Annotated in this window: 1 protein-coding gene; it reads left to right on the forward strand. The window is 32.3% G+C overall.

The genetic code is table 11. From position 1 onward, the window contains the following. Nucleotides 1–101, forward strand: a 101-nt coding sequence (locus AAEY88_RS13235; RefSeq protein ID WP_350563132.1) for a phospholipase A, incomplete at its 5' end; no start/stop codon positions are given. Nucleotides 102–279: the final 178 nt, after the last annotated feature.

The raw sequence follows: 279 nt of genomic DNA on the forward strand, positions 1-279 counted from the left end.
GTTATGCACAGTACTTTAATGGCTATGGCGAAAGCTTAATTGATTATAACGCTGATATAGAAAGAATTGGCGTAGGTATACTACTTACCGATTTACTTTAATTAATTAGCGATTAAATTAAACAAATTAAAAAGCCAAGCATCGCTTGGCTTTTTTCGTGCTTTAATTTAACTATAAAGTGCTAACAGCTTATTTTTTTACTACAAACTGCCCTTCAAATTCAGCCACTACCTTATCACCATCATAAATAATAACAGGTACTAAATAGCTGGCTTTACC

The sequence above is a fragment of the Psychrobacter sp. CAL346-MNA-CIBAN-0220 genome (genome assembly GCF_040309805.1).
Lineage (GTDB): Bacteria > Pseudomonadota > Gammaproteobacteria > Pseudomonadales > Moraxellaceae > Psychrobacter.